This is a genomic window from Thalassotalea sp. Sam97, from assembly GCF_041379765.1.
GTDB lineage: Bacteria > Pseudomonadota > Gammaproteobacteria > Enterobacterales > Alteromonadaceae > Thalassotalea_A > Thalassotalea_A maritima.
In genome coordinates this window covers 518385-540848 of the sequence record NZ_CP166919.1, presented here as the reverse complement: position 1 = coordinate 540848, position 22464 = coordinate 518385, and the positions used below count along the sequence as shown (strand labels likewise).

At 42.8% G+C, this 22464-nt stretch carries 13 protein-coding genes and 1 tRNA gene; 1 reads left to right on the top strand and 13 read right to left on the bottom strand.

The genetic code is table 11. The features are described 5' to 3' along the window. Positions 1 to 39 precede the first annotated feature (39 nt). Positions 40 to 696, top strand: a complete 657-nt coding sequence (locus ACAX20_RS02325; RefSeq protein ID WP_371188263.1) for a nitroreductase family protein — start codon at positions 40 to 42, stop codon at positions 694 to 696. 130 nt (positions 697 to 826) lie between these two features. On the opposite strand, the gene ACAX20_RS02320 is transcribed toward ACAX20_RS02325, so the two are convergent. From ACAX20_RS02320 to ACAX20_RS02260, 13 genes are all read right to left on the bottom strand, one after another. Beyond that, positions 827 to 2143: a hypothetical protein gene (locus ACAX20_RS02320; protein WP_371188261.1), complete on the bottom strand. Its 1317-nt coding sequence runs from the start codon at positions 2141 to 2143 to the stop codon at positions 827 to 829. Positions 2144 to 2373: 230 nt separating this feature from the next. Then, a complete protein-coding gene (ssb, locus tag ACAX20_RS02315; protein ID WP_371188260.1) occupies positions 2374 to 3057 on the bottom strand; it encodes a single-stranded DNA-binding protein in 684 nt (227 codons plus the stop codon). A 396-nt stretch (positions 3058 to 3453) separates the two neighbouring features. Continuing rightward, positions 3454 to 4659 carry an OmpA family protein gene (locus ACAX20_RS02310; RefSeq protein ID WP_371188259.1) on the bottom strand — a complete coding sequence of 402 codons (1206 nt, stop codon included), beginning with the start codon at positions 4657 to 4659 and terminating at the stop codon, positions 3454 to 3456. Between the two features lie 3 nt (positions 4660 to 4662). Then, complete coding sequence (locus ACAX20_RS02305) at positions 4663 to 13416, bottom strand: invasin domain 3-containing protein (protein ID WP_371188258.1); 8754 nt, start codon at positions 13414 to 13416, stop codon at positions 4663 to 4665. Between the two features lie 519 nt (positions 13417 to 13935). Then, positions 13936 to 14011, bottom strand: a tRNA-Phe gene (locus ACAX20_RS02300). A gap of 129 nt (positions 14012 to 14140) precedes the next feature. After that, entirely contained in the window at positions 14141 to 14461 is a 321-nt protein-coding gene (locus tag ACAX20_RS02295) for a DUF1289 domain-containing protein (protein WP_371188256.1), read from the bottom strand. Between the two features lie 190 nt (positions 14462 to 14651). After that, positions 14652 to 16211: a SulP family inorganic anion transporter gene (locus tag ACAX20_RS02290; RefSeq protein WP_371188255.1), complete on the bottom strand. Its 1560-nt coding sequence runs from the start codon at positions 16209 to 16211 to the stop codon at positions 14652 to 14654. 260 nt (positions 16212 to 16471) lie between these two features. After that, positions 16472 to 17515 (bottom strand): ferrochelatase, encoded by a 1044-nt coding sequence (hemH, locus tag ACAX20_RS02285; RefSeq protein ID WP_371188253.1) that lies wholly within the window; start codon positions 17513 to 17515, stop codon positions 16472 to 16474. A gap of 23 nt (positions 17516 to 17538) precedes the next feature. Beyond that, positions 17539 to 18144 (bottom strand): glutathione peroxidase, encoded by a 606-nt coding sequence (locus ACAX20_RS02280; protein ID WP_371188252.1) that lies wholly within the window; start codon positions 18142 to 18144, stop codon positions 17539 to 17541. A gap of 33 nt (positions 18145 to 18177) precedes the next feature. Then, positions 18178 to 19428, bottom strand: a complete 1251-nt coding sequence (gene ccmI / locus ACAX20_RS02275) for a c-type cytochrome biogenesis protein CcmI (protein WP_371188251.1) — start codon at positions 19426 to 19428, stop codon at positions 18178 to 18180. A gap of 3 nt (positions 19429 to 19431) precedes the next feature. Beyond that, the gene (locus tag ACAX20_RS02270) at positions 19432 to 19917 is read right to left on the bottom strand and encodes a cytochrome c-type biogenesis protein (protein WP_371188249.1); all 486 of its coding nucleotides are present in this window, start codon (positions 19915 to 19917) and stop codon (positions 19432 to 19434) included. Continuing rightward, on the bottom strand, positions 19917 to 20462 hold the full coding sequence (locus tag ACAX20_RS02265) for a DsbE family thiol:disulfide interchange protein (protein ID WP_371188248.1): 546 nt from the start codon (positions 20460 to 20462) through the stop codon (positions 19917 to 19919). Before ACAX20_RS02265 ends, ACAX20_RS02270 begins: the two co-directional genes overlap by 1 nt. A 3-nt stretch (positions 20463 to 20465) precedes the next feature. Next, the gene (locus ACAX20_RS02260; RefSeq protein ID WP_371188246.1) at positions 20466 to 22454 is read right to left on the bottom strand and encodes a heme lyase CcmF/NrfE family subunit; all 1989 of its coding nucleotides are present in this window, start codon (positions 22452 to 22454) and stop codon (positions 20466 to 20468) included. Positions 22455 to 22464: the final 10 nt, after the last annotated feature.

Here is a 22464-nt window from a genome sequence, read left to right as displayed (position 1 = left end):
GCATCAGCACTGAAAAATGATGACTCACAGAGGATAGCTATGACACATGCCATTATTCGCGACCTTGAGCAACGCTATACAGCAAAACGCTATGACAGCAGCAAACGTATCTCTCAACAAGATTTAGATGTTATTCTCGAAGCACTCAGGCTAAGTGCCTCTTCTATTAATTCGCAGCCATGGAAGTTTATAGTTATCGAGAGCGATAATGCCAAACATCGCCTAGATTCGACATTTGCCAACCTATTTCAATTTAACCAACCGCATGTAATGACGGCATCGCATATCATTCTCTTTGCTCATAACCCCAAATATTCAAGAGATGACTTTGCCAATGTCATTGAACAAAGTATTGCCGATGGCCGACTCCCTGCGGAGGATAAAGACGCTGCATTTGCGGCCTTTGCCTTTGTTGAACTTAATATGGATGAGCAAGGTAATACCTCAGCATGGACTAAAGCTCAAACCTATATTGCTCTTGGCAATTGCTTGCACACCTTAGCACGCTTAAAAATTGACTCAACGACAATGGAAGGTATTGATAGCGACTTAATTAGTCAAGTATTTGCAGATGAACTAGATGGCTATGTTTGTGATGTTGCCTTGGCGATGGGCTATCATGACCAAGCCGAAGATTATAATGCTGCCCTACCCAAATCTCGCTTAAATAAAGATATGATCATTAAGATATTATGATCAGCATGGTGTTCGCCATCGCCGTGTATCTATGCTGATATACACACACAAAACCCAGCATTAGACTGGGTTTTGTGTTCTATAAGGGATGAATCAACTCTTGAATACGTCAAGATCATTCGGCGTGTTACTACTGTGTAATGTTGAGTTGATTAAGTATATCCTCAGGACGAGTAACCTTCGTATCTATTAGCTGCTTGATTCTATTCATAAGATCTGCCGACGTCCACTGTTCAGCCTGAACTAAAAATGTTTCTCTACCTTTAAGGTCACCCTGCTCAACCTGCTTACGAAACGCTACCCATAAAGAATAAATATCTTCATTACTGTCTTTTTTCAATGCTAAATCAATAGCCTGATGAATAAGCAATCCGCAGGTATAATATAAATCAAAGCGTCCCTTATCGGCGGCCTTAGCCAGTGGAAAATCGGCTAATCCTTTAGCGCAGTGCGCTCTAAATCTGTCGACTTTGTCGCTAACGTATGCATCAGTGTTAGGGTACAGTTCTAGTAGAGCCAATGCAGCCAACCAATCTGCATGACCTTCGTGAAGCCATGATTCAGATACCTCTCCATAAAGTTCACTCTTGCTACTTCTTTGGTATAAATGAGCGACTTCATGCGCAAAAAACCAAATCGTGTCATTAATGAAGGTATGATCGTTAACTTTTTTATCTAGGTTTTTTAAATTCCAATGCATGAAAATCTGATTTGGCAAGGTACCACCTTGAGATGAGCTTCCGTTAATATTGGCATATGATGCAAATAAGGTTGGTTTCTCTCCTTCAAGTTTTCCTAACTTGTTTTCGAAATAATTCATTAATTTGGGAATATCTGCGTCTAATGAAAGCTTTATCCTCTCAGGTAACCCACGATCAATAACTGCAATCACATTGTCTGTAACGATCGGATGTTGAGAACCAACATAGACATTCATGCCATCATTACTATCTACCCAGTTCACCGTTCCTGTATGCACCTTACCCGCAACGATAATATGTTCACCCTCAGGTGCTTGCAGTGAAAAATGCCACTGATTAACATCAACCCCACAACGTTCCACACAGGCAAATAAGCGGCCAGTGTATATTAATGTACCGCCATCTGAATACGGTGAAAACGGTGCATAGTCTTTACTAAGGTGCTTGTATGTTGGCGTTAACTCTAAACTCACTTTTGTAAAACTGGAACCATCTTTTTTAACCAAAAACTCCTGGCTTTCAATAACAACCATCTCAAAATCTGAGGTTTTCGGTTGCCACCGCTCAATTCGAGAATCATCGGGGTTTCGAATAAAGCTCAGGCGCGATGCAGGCTCGAGTGTTTGATATGTTAATGTCCACTTACCGTCTTTAGACTTCACAATGGAAATATCAACCTTTGACTCATTGCGAGCCCAAGTTGATGTAGATAAACATAACAACAAAAGCGACCAAAAAATTTTCAAAATTTATTCTCTTTTATTAATAGTTTAAAGCATAACTCTAACTATATTTTGGGGTTATTACTAGTTCACCCAAATCTAGCTTGTAAGCAAATGTGACAGCCCTCAACAATTAAGTTTTGCAGTAACCTTAAGCTACTCTTTATTGCTCTAAGATAAACAGCCAGATACAAAAAAGCCCTGAACAGTCAGGGCTTTTTTACGTACATAAGACGTTTTAAATTTCTTGGATCTTAGAACGGAATATCGTCATCAAAGTCCATTGATGGTTCTTGTGGGTTAACCTTAGCTTGTTGGCTAGGCTGTTGCGCTGGTTGCGAGCTTGCTTGCTGACCACCAAAACCGCTTTGTTGTTGACCGCCGAAACCACCTTGATTAGATTGACCACCTTGCTGATAACCACCTGAGTTACCGCCAAAGCCACCTTGGTTAGATTGACCGCCTTGTTGGTAGCCACCTTGTTGCATTTGTGGTTGAGACTGTTGGTTATTGAAACCACCTTGACTCGCCCCGAAACCACCAGCTGCAGCACCGGCATTACCAAACTGCTGACTACCACCGGCATTCATGCCTGCGCCACGAGAGTCTAGCATTTGCATTTCATTAGCACGGATTTCTGTGGTGTACTGATCTTGGCCTTGCTGATTTTGCCATTTACGGGTGCGCAAGCTACCTTCAATGTAAACCTTTGAGCCTTTTTTCAAGTATTCACCAGCAATTTCAGCTAGACGACCATTAAATACGATACGGTGCCATTCGGTAAGCTCTTTCTGCTCACCAGTTTGCTTATCTTTCCAACTTTCAGAAGTTGCCACTGTTACGTTACAAACAGCACCACCATTTGGGAAAAAACGTACCTCAGGATCTTGCCCTAAGTTACCAACAATAATTACTTTATTTACACCACGACTGGCCATGTGAAAAGTCCTGTTAAAATTTACATTTACTCATTAAATAGCTCGCCGTTGACGTTTGAAAAACGAGCTACGCTTGCGATAACGCTGTATCTATATGTGAATTGAAATAGTGTTTCAAATTCAACCGAAGAAGCTCAGTTTAGCACCGAACATTTGTCAGGAAAAGCATTATTAGAAGTGAACAAACAATATTTAACAAGCCATTTTCCGATAACAACCATTGGCATTGTATATGGAATGTTGGTATTACTTAATCGCTTATTTTAATACGTGCTAGCAAAGTAAATGATATTCCCCCATAGGCCTAAAAACATAAAAGCCACCTGATTAATCGGTGGCTTTTGAATATAACGGCGAGGAACAGTTCTGCTGCGTCCTCCTGCTGAAACTAAATTGTTATTGTTTAGCTACAGGCAACACTAAAATTTCGTTTATGGTTAACTCGATACGTCGGTTAAGTGTATGAGCTTGCTCATTATCACCTTCGTCAATTAAGTCATTTTCACCACGACCGATAGGCTTAATAACGTCTTTTGCGATGCCAAATTGACTATGTAGTGCTTCAGCAACAGATTGCGCACGACGCTCCGATAGCGCTTGGTTATATGAGCGACTACCAGGTGCCGAGGTGTGGCCGTATACGGTTAGCTGTTTCACATTGTAGGTTTTGATAAACTCGGCTAAATCGTTAATTTTCTCGTTATAAGACTCATCAATTAAGGCACTATCGTTAGCATATAATATGACTAACTTAAACTGCTCACGACGCTCTTCCATAATTGTACAACCTAGCTCATCAACGATATAACGAATATCACTACCTGGACATTGATCTATAGGGTCAATAACGCCATCTTGATCAGTATCTTTCGGTGGTTCAACGACTGGTGCAATAATCTCTGGCTCTTGTGCAACACCAAAGAAATAACGAACACCAACGGCTAGCTGTTGGTTGGTATCGCGGTTTAAATGGAAATTATTTGCGGCTGCGTATAGCTGCCAATCGTGGTTTAGTTGATAGTTAATTTCCGCGCCGTAAAAAATATCAGTACCCGATACTTCACTACTACCTACCTGAGTACTAAACTCAGACGTTGCAAACTTACCTTGCCAATTAAATACACCAAGTTTGCCCGCAATATCGATGTTTTCAAATAAAGCATACGATGCTAAAACAGATATAAATAAGCCTTTACCCGATTCAGGATAAATATCCTCCGCGGTATCATAGAAGGTTTGTTGATCAGTATATTCACCATAAAAGCGTAATTGACGATCGCCAATATCTAAATAACCGCCTTCGACAGACCACAATGAATCAAACTTATAACCGGCAAATACTTTGTAGCCAAAATCAGATTTATCAAAGCTAATGGCATCAGCAGTAATGCCGTTAGCATCGTAATATTCCTCGACATCCGCTGAGCTTAAGTTGGTATTGTTGTAGTTGAACTCTGAACCGATATACCAACCTTTTAGCTTACCGCACTGATTACTACTTTCAGAGTTTGTGCAATGTGTTGTCTGCGCTAATGCAGAGTTACTAGCAGCAACACACATTAGTGTTGCCGCAATTAAGGTAATTTTTAAGTTGAAGTGCATTTCTTATCCCTTACGCTTCAATTGCATAGTTAATCGAGCCGACAAAGCAACGACGTTAAGTAACAGTAGCCAGAATAAACTACCACCGCCCGAGGTTACCGACTCAACTTTGTTGATAGCCACAACATGAATCGTCCATTGACCTTCTGTACGATTGCCGTACTCATCAACAACAACATAATTAATCACAACCTCTCCTGAGAATCCCTCTTCAGGTGTAAATACAACCGTGCCGTCTTCCGCAAATGAGACGTTAGGGTGGTCTACCTCAATCAGGCGTACATCGTCACCTTCTGGGTCGATAACATCATCAAGAAGGTTAGTTTCAACACTTTCACTTCCTTCAACGTCACTTTCAGGCTCTGACAACAACTCTGGTGCGCGGTTATCAACAATCTCGATATCAATCTGTGCGAGATCCGTTCCGCCATTATCATCTGTAATACCATAATAAACCGTTACGAATCCGACCAAATTATGTGGTGATGTGTACACAACCTGATTATCAACAAGCTGCACCTCACCAATACTCGCGTCAATTGTTGTGATATATAAAGCATCACCGTCAGCATCGGTATCGTTAGCAATAACATCTATGGTCGCTTGGCTATTCATACTCATAGTAAGTTGATCATCGCTTGCTTCTGGTAAAGCGTTATTATTGATCATGATGCTTACTCCACCCGGATCAACAATAATACCGTTGCTAATATCGTCGTCGTCGTTAACACCACCATCTTCTATGATTTGCTGTACACACCAGTGCCCTTCGGTCAAGCCAGGGGTCCACACAGTGCCGTCTGGTTTCGCATTTGGAGGCGGACAATAGCCGGGTTCACCTTTGGATGACCATAAGCTATTGTTGCCATCTTCAATAAAGAAGCCCCAGCCTAAGTCTTCACGGTATTTACGGTAAACAGCGTCCTTAGGTACTGGTTTTCGCTGTGGAATAGCGATGGCAAATTGCATACCTTGCTCTGGTAAACCATAAGCAATGTAGTCGAAGGTCCCACCAATATTAATGGCTTCAGTGTCTTCTTCTAGTTCAACGTAGTCATTGGCAACAAAGTCGTTGTCAGTGATTAATGCGCCACCCGCTTCACCACCGAAGGTAAATTTACCTTTACGAAGACAAACACCAGGCTGACCTTCAATAAGGTATGCGTTATGAACGTCCGCTTCTTCTTGCAGCACGTTACATTCAGCAATACGGTCAAGATAATCTGGTGTACCGTCGCCATCAGAATCTTGATAACCTTCAAGGTAATCAGGGATAAGATCGCCATCGCTATCTTTACTTAGGTCATCAAACGACTCAAGTTCAGCGACCACTTCAATGTATACCGTCTCGATATCAGCTAAACTCGGACTACCATTATCAGCAACTTCTAGCGCGACTTCATAAACGCCCACAGGTAAATCAACAGGATCAAATTGATACTCTGTATCTGCCGCCGATAAGTTCACAAGTAAGTCACTTGCTGAAGTCCATGTGTAGTCGTGCATATCAACGGTATTTGGATCGTATAGGTTACTGTATAAAGTAACGATGCCACCAGATTGCGATACTGTTAAACGCTTATCGCCTTGTTGCTCAACTGTAATACCAACTTCTGGGGCAATGTTGCCATCAGAAATTGTAAGCGTATGAACATATTTTGCACCTAAGTTTGCTTCATCACTTAGGCTGATAACAACATTCCTATTGTCGTTAACTGCTTCATTGATAAACGTTTCAATAGGAATGTATGCCGTTGTGCCTTCAGTAAACACGACTTGACCATTGACCAAGTTATGGTCTTCATCGCTTGCCTCACCTGCAACGGTATAGCCGATTACTAACGGATACACCGGTGATGGACCGTTTAAGTGAACACTTACTGTAGCTGACTCGCCTTCTAGTAACGTTTGATCCTTTTGGATTGATACCAGTGGCATAATACAAACACGTTGTATCTCAGTGCTGGTATTGCCTTCTGAGTCTGTTGCTTGCCAGTATGCCTTATTTACACCTGCTGGATATAAGGCGGTACCGTCAATTAGCGACACAGGTAATTCATTACCAAAGCGATCAACAGCTGTCGCGACACCTAAATCAACACGGGTATATAGCGCGTCACTATTCACCATATTTTCGCCACATAAATCAGCTGGAATAGTGATAAACGGGCCATTACCGCTTTCAAGATAAACTTCGACTTCTGCTTTAGCGGTATTGTTTTCGCTATCACGGATACTGTATTCAAGAATATAAACACCTGAATGCTCTTCAGCTGGCGTGAACCAAAGTTCGCCATCAACAATCTCAGCGGTGCCATTAGCCGTTGATGCGGCAACAAGGACAAGCTCATCGTTTTCAGGATCTGAATCGTTTGCTAATACATCTAAGACAATCGACGCATTTGAAGTCAATGTGAATTCATCCTTCACTGCAACTGGTGGTAGATTCTCTACTTCAATTACCGTGACGTAAACAAAGCCGATGTCAATACCATCTTCATGGCCGTCTGTAAGCTCATAAGTAATGATATCTTCACCAAAGAAAGATGCATTTGGCGTATAACGTAACTGACCATCATCAAGAACGGCTACCGTACCGTTTTCAGCATTTGCAGATAATACTGATAACTCATCGCCGTCCACATCGCTGTCATTAGCAAGCACGTCGATGTCATTATCGACACTGCGTTGTAACACTTCGATGTAATCATCCATTGCTACTGGTGCATCATTAACTGGCGTTACCTCGATAGTGATTGTCGCAACATTTGAGTCATCTTCGCCGTCATTTGCTTTAAAGGTAAAGCTATCCTTACCAGTAAAGTCAGCTTCCGGTGTATAAGTTAATGACTCACCAGAACCGGTTAACGTACCGTTTTCAGGTTGTGCAACAACGCTATAGGTTAACGCATCACCTTCATCGATATCCGAGGCTGTTAGAATGATTTCAAGCGCTCCGTCTTCCAATGTTTCCAGGTTTTGTGCATTCGCTTCAGGGGCATTATTAGGCAACTCAATAAACTTAACTACCGCCTTATTAGCCATCACATCTTCATTGACTGTAGCAGTAATCGTTGCCGTACCAGCTTCAGTTGCCGAAGTTAAGATAGCGGTATAAGTACCATCGCCATTATCAATAACCTCGGTGATAGTGCCTCGATCGGTTACTAAAGTAACTGTGTCACCACCGGCTGTTAGCTTATTACCATGCTCATCCACAAGCTGTACCGTAATCACTGATGTTGATGTACCATCGGCATCAATTTCGGTTTCTGAAACCGTAATCGTTGACGTTTGCGCTGACGCAGCACCAACTTCAAAGATCACTTCTGGCTTATTTGACATCTCAACGGTATTAACGGTTGCCGTAATGGTTGCCTTACCAGCTTCAGTTGCAGACGTTAGCGTCGCAGTATAAGTGCCATCACCATTATCTTTCACATCACTTAATGTGCCTTTATCGGTAACTAAGGTAACAGTATCTCCACCTGCAGTAAGCTTGTTACCGTTAGCATCGACGAGTTGTACCGTTACTGTTGAGGTTGACTTACCGTCTGCGGTAATCTTTTCTTTCGATACCGAAATAGTAGACTTGTCAGCTACTGCAGCACCTGCAACGAAGTTTACTACTGGCTTTTCAATCATTACCACAGCATTGATAGTTGCGGTAATGGTCGCCTTGCCAGCCTCAACACTTGACGTTAGTGTGGCTGTATAAGTGCCATCACCATTATCTTTAACATCACTTAACCAACCTTTGTCGGTCGCTAAGATAACAGTGTCTCCGCCAGAAGTAAGTTTATTACCATTAGCATCTATTAACTGAACAGTCACTGTCGAGGTAGATTTGCCATCTGCAGTGATTGTCTCCTCAGATACTTTGATGGTTGACTTGTCAGCTGATGCGGCACCAACTTCAAAAGTAACTTCTGCTTTATCTGCTTTTTCAGCGCCATTAATGGTTGCTGTAATGCTTGCCTTACCCGCTTCTGTTGAAGAGGTTAACGTAGCAGTATATGTACCATCGCCGTTATCAATCACATTACTTAGCGTACCTTTATCAGTCACTAAGGTAACGGTATCGCCACCAGAACTTAGCTTATTACCGTTAGCATCAACCAACTGAACGATTATAATCGAGGTAGATTGACCATCTGCAGTGATTGTCTCTTCAGATACTTTGATGGTTGATTTTTCAGCTGATGCAGCGCCAACTTCAAAAGTAACTTCTGCTTTATCTGCTTTTTCAGCGCCATTAATGGTTGCTGTAATGCTTGCCTTACCCGCTTCTTTTGAAGAGGTTAACGTAGCAGTATATGTACCATCGCCGTTATCAATCACATTACTTAGCGTACCTTTATCAGTCACTAAGGTAACGGTATCGCCACCAGAACTTAGCTTATTACCGTTAGCATCAACCAACTGAATGGTTACAATCGAGGTAGATTGACCATCTGCAGTGATTGTCTCTTCAGATACTTTGATGGTTGATTTGTCAGCTGATGCTGCACCAACTACGAATATAACTTCTGGGTTGCTAGTCATAACAGAACCATTAACCGTTGCCGTAATAGTTGCTGTACCTGCGTTAGTTGACGACGTCAGTGTTGCCGTGTAAGTACCGTCGCCATTGTCGTTCACATTGCTTAGCGTACCTTTATCAGTCACTAAAGTAACGGTATCACCACCAGAGCTAAAATTATTACCATTAGCATCGACTAACTGCACGGTTACAATCGAGGTAGATTGACCATCTGCAGTGATTGTCTCCTCAGATACTTTGATGGTTGATTTGTCAGGTGAAGGGACAATGTCATTAACGTTAATTGACACCGTAGCTTCAACCTTAGATAACAAACCTTGTGCATCTTTGGCTTTATAGGTAAAGCTATCTGGGCCCGAGTAGCCTTTATTAGGTGTATAAGTCGCAACATCACCTTCCAATACTACCTTACCATTCGCTGGCTGAGTGACGATTTCAAACGTCACATTGGTACCGTCTTCAATATCGCGGCCTGTTAAGGTGATATCATATGCTGAATTTTCTTTCGCATCAGTAATGGTTTTATCATCCGCTACCGGAGCATCGTTAATATTACTCACATCAATGGTAATGGTAGCGACATTCGAATCTTCAGCACCGTCATTGGCTTTGAAAGTAAATGTATCTTTACCCACAAAATCTGCATTTGGTGTGTAGGTTACCTCTGCACCTTTAACGTCTAAGGCTCCATTAACAGGTTTAGTCACTACGCTGTAAGTTAATACATCTGACTCATCTGCATCCGTTGCTGTTAACGTGATAGCAACCGAAGTTTCTTCAGTCGCTTTAACCGTTTGGTTGTAAGCAATTGGCGCATCATCAACACCGTTAATCGTTATCGTGATGGTGCCGGTCGTCACGCCATCAGTAGACGTTACCGTGAATTCATCCGTTAAACTTTGACCGGATGTCAACGCTTGGATATCCGCTTGTGCGTTGTCCGCAGAGTAAGACCATGAGCCGTTTGCAGCAATGTTAAGCGTACCGTAGATGCCAGTTAATGTCTCAGCTTGGAACTGATCTTCCCCTGTATCACCACCTGAAATCGAGATACTACCCGATGTGGTTAACGTTGCCGCAGCGTCTTCGGTGACTGAGCCCGTTGCATTCGTGATGCTCGGTGCATCATCAACACCGTTAATCGTTATCGTGATGGTGCCGGTCGTCACGCCATCAGTAGACGTAACTGTAAACACATCTGTTAAGCTTTGACCTGATGTCAACGCTTGGATATCCGCTTGTGCGTTGTCTGCAGAGTAAGACCATGAGCCATTTGCTGCAATGTTAAGCGCACCGTAGATGCCAGTTAATGTCTCAGCCTGGAACTGATCTTCCCCTGTATCACCACCTGAAATCGAGATGCTACCCGATGTGGTTAACGTTGGCGCTGCGTCTTCGGTGACTGAGCCCGTTGCATTCGTGATGCTCGGTGCATCGTTCACACCGTTAATCGTTATCGTGATGGTGCCGGTCGTCACGCCATCAGTAGACGTAACTGTAAACACATCTGTTAAGCTTTGACCTGATGTCAACGGTTGGATATCCGCTTGTGCGTTGTCTGCAGAGTAAGACCATGAGCCATTTGCTGCAATGTTAAGCGCACCGTAGATGCCAGTTAATGTCTCAGCCTGGAACTGATCTTCCCCTGTATCACCACCTGAAATCGAGATACTACCCGATGTGGTTAACGTTGGCGCTGCGTCTTCGGTAACTGAGCCCGTTGCATTCGTGATACTCGGCGCATCATCAACACCGTTAATCGTTATCGTGATGGTGCCGGTCGTCACGCCATCGGTAGACGTAACTGTAAACACATCCGTTAAGCTTTGACCTAATGTAAGTGCTTGGATATCCGCTTGTGCGTTGTCCGCAGAGTAAGACCATGAGCCGTTTGCTGCAATGTTAAGCGTACCGTAGATGCCAGTTAATGTCTCAGCTTGGAACTGATCTTCCCCTGTATCACCACCTGAAATCGAGATACTACCCGATGTGGTTAACGTTGCCGCAGCGTCTTCGGTGACTGAGCCCGTTGCATTCGTGATGCTCGGTGCATCATCAACACCGTTAATCGTTATCGTGATGGTGCCGGTCGTCACGCCATCGGTAGACGTTACCGTGAATTCATCCGTTAAACTTTGACCGGATGTCAACGCTTGGATATCCGCTTGTGCGTTGTCCGCAGAGTAAGACCATGAGCCGTTTGCAGCAATGTTAAGCGTACCGTAGATGCCAGTTAATGTCTCAGCTTGGAACTGATCTTCCCCTGTATCACCACCTGAAATCGAGATACTACCCGATGTGGTTAACGTTGCCGCAGCGTCTTCGGTGACTGAGCCCGTTGCATTCGTGATGCTCGGTGCATCATCAACACCGTTAATCGTTATCGTGATGGTGCCGGTCGTCACGCCATCAGTAGACGTAACTGTGAATTCATCCGTTAAACTTTGACCGGATGTCAACGCTTGGATATCCGCTTGTGCGTTGTCCGCAGAGTAAGACCATGAGCCATTTGCTGCAATGTTAAGCGCACCGTAGATGCCAGTTAATGTCTCAGCCTGGAACTGATCTTCCCCTGTATCACCACCTGAAATCGAGATACTACCCGATGTGGTTAACGTTGGCGCTGCGTCTTCGGTAACTGAGCCCGTTGCATTCGTGATGCTCGGTGCATCGTTCACACCGTTAATCGTTATCGTGATGGTGCCGGTCGTCACGCCATCGGTAGACGTAACTGTAAACACATCCGTTAAGCTTTGACCTAATGTAAGTGCTTGGATATCCGCTTGTGCGTTGTCCGCAGAGTAAGACCATGAGCCATTTGCTGCAATGTTAAGCGCACCGTAGATGCCAGTTAATGTCTCAGCCTGGAACTGATCTTCCCCTGTATCACCACCTGAAATCGAGATACTACCCGATGTGGTTAACGTTGGCGCTGCGTCTTCGGTGACTGAGCCCGTTGCATTCGTGATACTCGGCACGTCATTCACGGAATTGACTATGATTTTGATAGTCGATTGATTCGAATCCGCATCACCATCATTCGCTATATAAGGGAACGTAACCTCACCATTAAAGTTTGCTGTAGGCGTAAAGCTGATGTCTCCCGTCGCTACAGTCAACGAGATTATATTACCATTACTATCGGTAAGCGTTGTAACCTTGCCGCCCGAGCCATTCACTAAGTGATACGTGAATGTCTCATTAGCATCACCATCCGTAACATAATTCGCAAGACCGTCAGCCTCAGTAACACTTAGTGTTACGTCTTCGTTTGTACTGTAAGTAGCCACTTGCGCTACTGGAGCAACATTCGGCGCGACAGTCACTTCAGTGAAAATCACTTGTGCATTAGTCGCTATAAGTTCACCATTTCTAGTTCCGGTAATCGTTGCTATTTCTGCAATAGTTGATGAAGTTAATACAGCACTATAAGTACCATCTAGGTTATCGTTAGCGATAACAGAACCATCCCTATTCGTTTCTGCTCCAATTAAAGTGCCTTTATCTGTAGTTAGAACAACCTCGTCACCGCCTGTTACTAGTGGATTTCCGTTAGCATCTTTCAATTGAACGGTAATATTTGATTCGCTGATTCCATTGGCAATAATTTCTGATGGGTCAGCTGAGATAGTTGCAGTTCCGATAGCCGTCATAGCTAGATAATTATTTAGCTCGGTTAAAGTTTGTGAATTTGCTGCATTGCCACCAGCTTGCTTTTCAACTTGGTCGACAAACGATTGGGCACTATAATCTGGTTGTAACATGTATGTTATGTATTGAGTTGGGGATGATGGCGTGTAATCGACACCATCATCGCGCCCCGAACCTGCAACCGCCTCACGCGGGTCTACAACGAAGCCAAAGCCATGAAAGCCTTCATTACTAGTATTACGCCAGTTTAGAGTAGCATTAAATGTTGCTTCGCGACCATCCGTAAATTTAAAAGTGATCTCCATCGGAGCGTCGTTGCCCTGAGGAGCGAAAAACTGATCATCCGCAGTTACTTGAGATAGGAAGGCTTGCTCGATACCCAGGCTCTTAAATGTTTTGATATCTGTAGGAGCATGAGAAGGGGTTGCACCATACTCTCCAACAATACCTCGATTAAAACTTACTGAAACAGTAGCAGCATTTGCTTTAGCAAATACGGTTGATACTAATAAAAAGCCAATAAATAACTTTAAGATCAGTCGTAAGGAAAAAACGGCATTCATTGTTGTTATCACTCTACGTGTTGAACTTCGTTGACACTTTCGTGCTTCACGGTACAAATTGCACCCACATTAGACCAGTGAGTTTACCTTTTTGTACAAAAAATGACAACAACTTTCAAATAGAACACATTGACAAAAGGCACGTTCAGTAAAGTTCCTTTCCCAAACGAACATTTCACAACAAATACAAAACCAAAAAGGTAAGCGAGCACTCACAACAAAAAAAACAAAAAAACCGTAACTCATTGTTGAGGTTCGCTTTTGACAAAAAAAGAAAACCAAGTTAAAGCAACGTAACGAATCATTTAAACAAACATAAAAAATACAGTTAAATATCTTTAAATCGGCATAAACCATGCCATTTAACCTATTTTTTTTGAATAAAAAACCAATCAGTAAGTGTACAATTTCGGAACAAATAACGTTTAAAGATCAACATATGAAATAAGGGGGGTACTGCTGGAGTTTTACAAAAGCCAGAAAGCAAAAAACCAGCCATAAGGCTGGTTTTTCTAAATGTGGTGCCCAGAGGCGGAATCGAACCACCGACACGGGGATTTTCAATCCCCTGCTCTACCGACTGAGCTATCTGGGCTTTAACGCTTTTGCGTTGAAGTGCGCGTATAGTATAGTGCTTCGTTTTGAGGCGCAAGACCTTTTTTAAATAAAAATGACTGATTGCACAGTTTATATACCAACCGGGCATTTATTCACCAAAGCAAGTTTAATCGAGCTCAAAGTCATTAAAGTCATCATCCTTAACTGAGCTACAAATATATTGTTCTGGCTTAAAGTCTAATAAGGATGGTTGCTGGTTATTTTCCTCTTTAATCACTTTCTTCGGCTTTACTGGCGCATTGCGACGTTTTTCTCGTTGTTTACATAATTTAATAATGTGTTGCTTTTGACTATTGCTAAACTCTAACCAACCAAAGCGTTCATCCCTTGAGCGAAAGCATCCTAAACAATAGCCACGATTATCTGATTGGCAGACACCAATACACGGACTAGGAATGTCGAAAAAATCAAGTTGTTGGTCTTTCATGCTACTCACAGGTGCAATAACCAGCATTGCCCATTATATAAACGTTTAAATATTCAGCATTAACTTAAATGTACTGGTTATCAACACCGTTAGCAAATTACACGTTCTCATGTCGTTTGCCATTAATCGTTGGGGTAATAAGCAAGCATAAAAAAACGGCCTAATGGCCGTTTTTTAAAAGAATAGTTAATTAATCTAACTTATCTGACGCTACGTGATACTTTGGATCTTCAAAGTAATTCACTTCAACCAAATCGCCAGCTTTCTTAAGCAATAACTTACACTCTTGGCTTAAGTGACGTAAATGCAGTGTTTTACCACGTTTTTTGTAACGCTCTGCTAAGGTATCAATAGCACCAATTCCAGAGTGGTCTGCTACACGTGAATTTTTAAACTCGATAATAACATCGTCTGTGTCATTTTGAGGTTCAAATTGCTCTAAGAAGCTAGTAATCGCGCCAAAGAATAATGGACCATTCACTTCATATAAAGTCCAGCCCGTTTGCTGGCAAACAGTACGCTTCACAACTACATGTTTTGCGTGTTGCCATGCAAAAACTAACGCAGAAACAATCACACCAACAATGACAGCAACCGCAAGATCAGAGATAACAGTAACCGCAGACACTAGTACGATGACAAAGGCATCGGCTTTTGGGATCTTGCGCATAATTCTGAATGATGACCATTCAAAAGTACCAATAACAACAATGAACATAACACCAACGAGTGCGGCGAGTGGGATCATTTCAATCAGCCCTGAAGCGAACATAATAAAGCCAAGTAAGCCAAGTGCTGCGGTAATACCAGATGCTCGACCACGACCACCTGAGTTGACGTTAATCATTGACTGACCAATCATCGCACAACCACCCATACCACCAAAGAAGCCGTTAACCGTATTTGCAGCGCCTTGTGCTACACATTCACGGTTTGCTTGACCGTGGGTTTCTGTCAACTCATCGATTAGGCTAAGTGTTAGTAATGACTCGATTAAACCGATTGCAGCTAGTACCAAAGAGAATGGTAAGATTATCATTAACGTTTCTAGCGTAAGCGGCACTTCTGGGATGTGGAATGTTGGTAAGCCACCCTCTAGGGTACGAGTTGGGTCGCCGGTCATATCACGAACGTAATCAATAACCGTGCGCGCATCGACATCGGTGTACAATGCGATTAAGGTCACAACCACAATAGCTACCAATGAAGAAGGCACCGCTTTGGTTAATTTAGGCAAAAAGTGAATAATTGCCATTGTTAAAGCAACTAAACCAAGCATAGTGTATAGCGCAGCGCCACTCATCCACTCCAGGTCACCGGCCTCATTTAAGACTTTAAATTGCCCTAATTGTGCCAAAAAGATAACAATAGCAAGACCGTTAACAAAACCCAGCATAACCGGATGTGGCACCAGACGAATAAACTTACCGAGCTTAAATATACCGGCAATTATCTGAATAATACCGGTTAACAACACTGCGGCGAATAAGTACTGCACCCCATGCAATGCAACTAGCGACACCATGACCACAGCCATTGCACCAGTAGCACCCGAAATCATGCCAGGACGCCCACCAAATGCCGAGGTAATTAAACCCACCATAAAGGCCGCGTATAAGCCCACTAACGGGTCAACACCAGCAACAAATGCAAATGCCACCGCTTCTGGTACCAAGGCTAAAGCCACGGTAATACCAGAAAGGACGTCATTTTTTAAGCTAGTGATTTTACTAGCACGTAATTCGATCATGACTTTCTCACAAGTTATGGCAGCCTTTGAACACAGTTAAGCGAGATAACTGTTGCTGCATTAGATATGGGTATAGCAATTACACTAACTATTGCCCAACTCTTTGGGGCAATAAGTTACGGTAATTGGTATAAAAAACAAGCGGGGGATAGTAAAGATTAATCGGCGTTTTGTCAATTATAACGCCGATTAAGCGCTAGCCATAAAGGTGATGTCAACCAGTATTATCTAACGCTTCAATAGCTAAATTTTAGTAGCAACTATAGATGAGGCTTAACTAATGCGACAATGGCATCAATGTGATCATCGCGATCGTTTAATGCTTTGATATAATGGAATGTCTCACCGCCGTTGTCTGTAAATACACTGCGGCTTTCAACGTCTAATTCTTCCAGCGTTTCTAAACAGTCAGCACTAAACGCTGGGCTAACAATCGCCATATGTTTAACGCCTTGCTTAGCAAACTCTTCTATACAATCATCAGTATATGGCTTTAACCATTCCGCTTTACCAAAGCGTGACTGGAAACTCATACTCACCACATCATCATCTAAGTTGAGCTGTTCTTTTAACAAACGCGTGGTTTTAGCGCAAAAGCAGTAGTATGGATCGCCATTTCGATGAAACAGTTTCGGCATACCATGATAAGACAATAACAATTTTTCTGGTTTACCATGCTCTACAATATGCTCATTAATAGAGTTTGCTAAGGCTTGAATATAACCCGGATTGTCATGATAAGTGCCAATAAAATGTAGACTTGGTATCCAACGCCACGTTTTGACCTCAGCAACTACCGCATCAAAGGTGGAGCCGGTTGTCGGACCTGCGTACTGTGGGTACAAAGGTAGTACAACGATTTTACCAATACCTTTAGCTTGGAAAGCCTTTAATGCTTCACTAATCGCTGGTTGGCCATAACGCATAGCCAACGCCACTTCAACTTGCTCACCATACTCATACTTTAATTTCTCAGCAATCTTCGTTTTTTGCTGCTCTGATATGACCATCAGTGGTGAGCCCTGCTCAGTCCAGATACTTTGATACAGTTTGGCCGACTTAGCTGGGCGCACTCGCAAAATAATACCGTGTAAAATAAGCATCCATAGTAAACGCGGGATCTCTACAACACGAGGGTCGCTTAAAAACTGACGTAGATAGGTTCTCAGCGCAGAGGCATTAGGCTCAGCGGGTGTACCTAAATTGGTAACTAAAACACCTACTTTCGCTTGGCCTATATTCGCAGGACCTTTGCTAAGATTAGCATCGTGCAAATTTTTATTATTGGCTTTAAATCGAGACATTAACGCTTATTCCTGACCACCGCCTAAATATCGGCGTTGAGTTGTTTATCAATAGCTTGTATCAGTTCAGGTGAATCCGGCGATACTTTAGAATTGAATCGCTCGATGCTATTACCATCTTTACTGACTAAATACTTATAAAAATTCCAATATGGTGCTGCAGTTTGCTCGGCTAAGTGGGCAAATATAGGGTGTGCATCGTCACCGCGAACCGCAACCGTAGTAAACATAGGAAACGTTACCCCGTAATTGATGTAACATACTTTCGCGGTATCTTTTTCTTCGTCCTCTTCTTGGAAAAAATCGTCTGAAGGAAACCCTAAGATCACTAAGCCTTGGTCTTTATATTTTTGATATAAGGCTTCTAAGCCTTTAAATTGCGGTGTGAAGCCACATTTACTTGCGGTATTTACAATCAATAGCGTTTTGCCTGCAAATTGCTGACAAACATCGACAGTTTGCTCCGAGTTTAATTTTTTTACTGTGTGCTCTAAAAATGCAGGGCAACTTGTTGATGCGACGTCAGCACCAGCATTGTCAGCTGGAATTGGTTGAGCGATCGCATAATTGGCAACTAACGAAGCCACTACTGAAAGACTCACCGCCGCTAATATATTTCTAAAAATCATAACCTTCTCTCTGTTTGTTAAACCTTATGATGGCTATTCTACGACGGTATCGATAATAAGGTTTACCGAGTCTTGCTCACTCAAGGTAATTTGCGTTGCTTGCCCTACATAGTCACCAGGCTTTTGACCTGGTGTTCCTGACTGTGACACAACAGCATATACGTTGACTTGCTCAGCCGATGATAAAGCCATTTGTGGCGTCATTGCTAAGCTATCGTCTAGCGTGATCGATGTTGGTAAATCACTGGCTCGAATTTTCATCGCTGCTAGTGGCATACGCGGACCAGCGCTAGCGACCGCATAAATAAATACAACCTTATCGTCTTCTTGTTGTAATCGTTCGATAATATTGTCTGCCAATGTCACGCTAACTTGCAAGCTGGCACCTGCGATCGTTGGTTTCACCTCATCCACTGGTATATCTGCGTCAGATGCTTTGGCTTTGGCGTCGTTAATCGCCTCAATAAGCGCCATCGCGTTAGGACCTGCGGTACCTGCATCGATAATTTGCTGCCAACTTGTTGCTGCCTGAGCAAAACGGTTATTAAGATAATGATCCATACCAATTAACATTAAGGTGGTAGCATCATTTGGGTCAATGCTTAATGCTCGAGCTAACAGAGCATCGACTTGCTCATTACGCTGCTGGTTGTTCTTGTAATAAATCGTTTGCGCTTGCAGTGCGAGTACATCGGCTTGATCGCCCTCTATCTCATTGACTTTACCAAAGGCAACATAGGCACTGTCGAACTGACCAATATTGCTAAGAATTTGCCCTAATTGAAACCAAGCATTTGAGTTATCAGGGTTAGTCTCTACTTCTTTTTGCAAGTTTTGCAATTGTGCAATAATGATTTGCGCCTGAGACTGTTCACCTCGGGGGTGTTCGCTAGGCATTGTCTGCGCCAACTTTACGTCATCATGGGCGCCGTATTGCCAGTACATGGCGAACGAAAAAGCCAAAACAAATACACTCATCATTAGTGGCCATATTTTCGAGGTCAATTTATCTTTGATTTGTGCTTGTTTTTCACTGGCACTCATATCTAAAACTAACGAACGATCTAATTCTTGTTTCAGGTAATCAAAGCTTTCTTTATCAATGCCGCCTTCTTGCAAATCTTTTTCCAATTCTGCTAAGTGCTCATAGTAAAGCTCTTTGTTGGTTTGACCTCGCATATTTGACTGATCAGCCTGATACAAACTTTGCGTAAAAAAATGTCGCCAAATAAACAGCACCGCCAACACCAGCAATAATGCCGAAAAAACATAAAACAAGGTCATCGTTTAATCCTTAAGAATATCTTCTAATTGCTGTTGCTGTTCTGGTGTTAAGCTTTGCTCTTTACGTTGTCTTTTGCGCAATAACGCCACCATGATGATCAAGCCTATCAGTACAAATATTACTGGCCCAAACCACAAGGCGTACGTTAATGAATTAACTTTAGGACGATAAAGTACAAACTCGCCGTAACGTTCAACCATGAAATTCATGATCTCTTGGTCACTACGACCATCCATAAGCATGTCATAAACTTCTTTACGTAAATCTTCGGCAATTGGCGAATTTGAGTCAGCTAAGTTCTGATTTTGACATTTAGGGCAGCGTAATTCGTAAACCAATTCATCAAAACGTGTTTTAGTCACTTGATCAGGAAACTGGTAGGTATCAATAGGGCTTGCACTAACCATGCTGGCACTGACAAGCATCAATACAACCGACGCAAGTACAAGCAAGATATTGCTTGCAAAACCATGATTTTTTTTCATCATTATTCTCCTGCCATTTCCATTTCGATGCTATTAATTAATGGCATAAATTCACGTTGCCAAACATTTTTTTCTAATACACCAGCAAAGCGTTTACGAATGACGTTGTTGTGATCAACCACAAAGGTTTCGGGTGCACCATAAACGCCTAAATCTAAGCCTAATCGGCCGTTATCATCGTAAATAGAAAAAACATAAGGGTCTTGATAATACGCAAGCCACTCTTTGGCCGCTTGCCGCTCATCCTTATAATTAATGCCATAAACTGAAAATCGAGTATCTTTCGACAATTTCAATAAAAATGGATGCTCGACTTTGCACGATGGACACCATGTCGCCCAGACATTAATAATTTTTATGCCTGGATTAAAGTCTGCCGACGATAGTGTTTGTTTTTCATCGCCAAGCTTTTGTAGCGAAAACTCCGGGAAAGTTTTACCGACAAGTGCAGATGGTAGCTCTTGCGGGTTCAGACTCAAGCCACGATATAACAGCACACCTAACAGAAGAAACAAAAATAAAGGAATAAGACGAACAACAATCTTCATCAGTTACACTCCTGCTTTAGCATGTGTGGCTGCTACATTAGATGACAACGCTTTTTCATGAGCTTTGCGACGACGATAGCGTTTATCCATCATCGCAAAAATACCACCAAGCGACATAAAGATGGCGCCAAGCCAAATCCAACGTACAAACGGCTTATAATAGACTCGTACGGCCCATGCGCCACCACCAAGCGGGTCGCCTAAGGCGACATATACGTCTCTAAATAACCCTGGATTAATGGCTGCTTCGGTCATGCCCATGGTTTGTACTCGATAGGTACGTCGCTCAGGCTGCAATAAATCAATCATGTCATCGCCATCGTATAAGGCGATTTGACCTTGCTCTGCTGAGTAATTTGGCCCTTCGACCGGCTTAACACCATTAAATTCGAGCTCATAACCGGCGACTTCAAAGCGCGAGCCAGGAATCATTTTTATATTACTTTCAGATTCATAAATGGAAACCAGTGTTACCCCAATGACGGTAACGCCAATACCAATATGGGCTACCGCCATACCAAGGTGGCTCAAACTTAATCGTTTCAATTGCCAATGACCAGGTTGCGGATTAATTTGATTCTTCAAATCTTTGCCAGCGACTAAAATAACCCAAGTTGCGAGCGACATACCAAAGGCAACCCACCAATTAAATTCTCCGCCATACATCACCGGAAAAGCAAAACCAAACACAACGGCGAAAATACTGATCCACTTTAACTGACGACTGAGTTCGCCTTTCTTCGCCTTTTTCCAACGAATAAGCGGCCCTATCCCCATAAAGATAAACATCACACTCATTAATGGCACAAACACCGCATTAAAGTACGGGGGACCTACCGATATTTTGCCTAAGCCCATAGCATCAACTAACAAGGGGTATAAGGTGCCAAGTAACACCGTTACTGCAGCAACGACTAAGAAAATATTACAGATTAATATCGCTGACTCACGCGACACTAATTCAAAACGAGAAAAGCTGCCAACATTTGTCCCACGGATAGCATAAAGCAGCAGTGAACAACCTACCGCAATGGCAAGGAGCATTAAGATAAAACTACCTCGGGTAGGATCTGCGGCAAACGAATGCACAGACGTTAGTACACCAGAGCGTACCAAAAAAGTTCCTAACAAGCTTAAGCTAAAGGTGAATATCGCCAGTAGTACTGTCCAGTTACGAAACGCTCCCCGCTTTTCGGTCACCGCTAACGAATGAATCAGCGCGGTACCCACTAACCAAGGCATAAACGAAGCATTTTCAACAGGATCCCAGAACCACCAGCCACCCCAGCCAAGTTCGTAGTACGCCCACCAACTACCAAGCGCGATACCTAAGGTTAAAAACATCCAAGCTGCCAATGTCCAAGGACGAGACCAACGCGCCCAAGCTGCGTCCATTTTGCCACACATTAATGCGGCAATAGCAAACGCAAAGGCAACCGAAAAGCCAACATAGCCCATATACAACATTGGTGGGTGAATGATTAAACCGACATCTTGAAGTAACGGGTTCAAGTCGCGCCCTTCCAATGGGGCGTTAGGCAATAATCGCTCGAAAGGGTTCGACGTTAAAATGGTAAAAGCCATAAAGCCAACAGCAACCATGCCCATAACCGCTAACACACGTGATACAAAAGCTTGGTCTACATTCTTAGAAAATAGCGCAACCGCCATGGTCCAGGCGGTTAGTGAAAACACCCAAAGCAATAACGAGCCTTCGTGACCACCCCACACCGCACTTATTTTAAAGTAATAAGGTAGCGCCGTATTGGAGTGACCAGCGACATAACGAACAGAAAAATCATCAACAACAAAGCAATAAGCCAAAATTACCAAACTGATGGCTGTAAAAATAAACATTGCCGATGTGAGCGGTTTTGCATAACTAATCAGCCGTTGATTTTGACTATACACCCCAATTAACGGAATAACAGACAAGCAAACAGCGAAGGCCATGGCAATAATCAAAGACAACAAACCTAACTCAGGTATCATTTATAACTCC